Below are 1,147 nucleotides of genomic sequence, written 5' to 3'. Positions count from 1 at the left end.
CACACCGTTACGGTCGGTAATCAGGTGCCGCTTGCTGCCAAGTTTGCCTCGATCTGTCGGGTTTGGGCCGGTGCATAGGCCCCCTGGGGGCTAGGCTCTTGCTGATACATGCCTCTCGGAACAGTATGATTACGCGCATTAAAAAGGGATGAACGAAGAATATCGTTCGGCATTGCACGCTGATCATCATCCCAAGGAGCAACGTCAAACAGCGTCAGATCCTTATGGTCTTCAGAAGTTAGTTGTTCTACTTTTATAATCGGGCGGCTAGCTTTAGCTCTGCTGGGCTTTACTTGCTGGATATCTTTTTTAGTAGATGCTTTAACGGGTTGCGGTGATTCAGAAGTAATAGGCATTTTCTGCTCTCTCTTCGCACTAACAGCCGCGACTGAAAGTTTTGCTACTTTTGAAGCAGCAACGCTTTGTACGACACTTGCAGGATTAACCATGCTGTGTACTTTAGGAGGAACTGAAGCTTCAGCAATGCGTCTTTCATCTGTATCAGTAAAACCTTTTGCGATGAGGCTTTGATATTTTTCCTCTTGATATTTTTTGATATCCATCTATGCCGTCCTAAAAATCGCCGCAATATGGGGCTAATGGCTGGCTTTTGTAGGCTAATTTAATCCGTAATGTGTAAGATTACGAAATTAACTGGCTCATTCACAGCGGATGTAGCTGAGCAGCCAAACTTAAGTATAGTTTAGCTAAACACTTTAAGGGCGTCAACCTTTAGCGGCTAAATTATGAAAGGCCCTAGCATTGTGTATAACATTATTTTTATAACTAATGTCCTGAGAATCTTAGATGAGCGCAGTATGTCCAAGTCTGAGTTAGCTAACTTGGCCGATATGTCTGTTAGCTATTTGTCTGACCTGACCACTGGAAAGGAAAGCAATCCAAGCCTGAAGCTTCTTGAACGGATAGCTAATGCTGTTGCTACACCATTGCCAACTCTTTTAGAATCCAATGATTTAGACAAAGAATCATTAGACGCGATAGCTGGTCATAAATTCGAGCAGAGTCTTCCAAATGGCTATGTTAGAATCTGTGCTGTATTGCCTGAGTCAAAAGCGTTCATAGTTCGAAAATGGGAAGAGAATGCCCGTAAAAAGCTCAACGCTAAAGACCGTTCGTGATAGCTAGT

1 protein-coding gene and 2 pseudogenes are annotated in these 1,147 nt (G+C 43.4%); 1 reads left to right on the top strand and 2 read right to left on the bottom strand.

The window, feature by feature from the left end; translation table 11 throughout:
- Positions 1 to 90 (bottom strand): annotated as a pseudogene (locus IQ22_RS23795) (IS5/IS1182 family transposase); the annotation flags it as partial.
- A gap of 20 nt (positions 91 to 110) precedes the next feature.
- Positions 111 to 356: pseudogene (gene trfA, locus IQ22_RS24275) on the bottom strand (plasmid replication initiator TrfA); the annotation flags it as partial.
- A 390-nt stretch (positions 357 to 746) separates the two neighbouring features.
- On the opposite strand from trfA, the gene IQ22_RS23065 reads away from it, so the two are divergent.
- A complete protein-coding gene (locus IQ22_RS23065) occupies positions 747 to 1,139 on the top strand; it encodes a transcriptional regulator (protein WP_280177111.1) in 393 nt (130 codons plus the stop codon).
- Positions 1,140 to 1,147: the final 8 nt, after the last annotated feature.

The organism is Pseudomonas duriflava (genome assembly GCF_007830155.1).
In the GTDB taxonomy this organism is placed as follows: Bacteria; Pseudomonadota; Gammaproteobacteria; order Pseudomonadales; family Pseudomonadaceae; genus Chryseomonas; species Chryseomonas duriflava.
The sequence above is the reverse complement of the archived record's forward strand: the minus strand, read 5'-3'. Positions and strand labels throughout refer to the sequence as shown.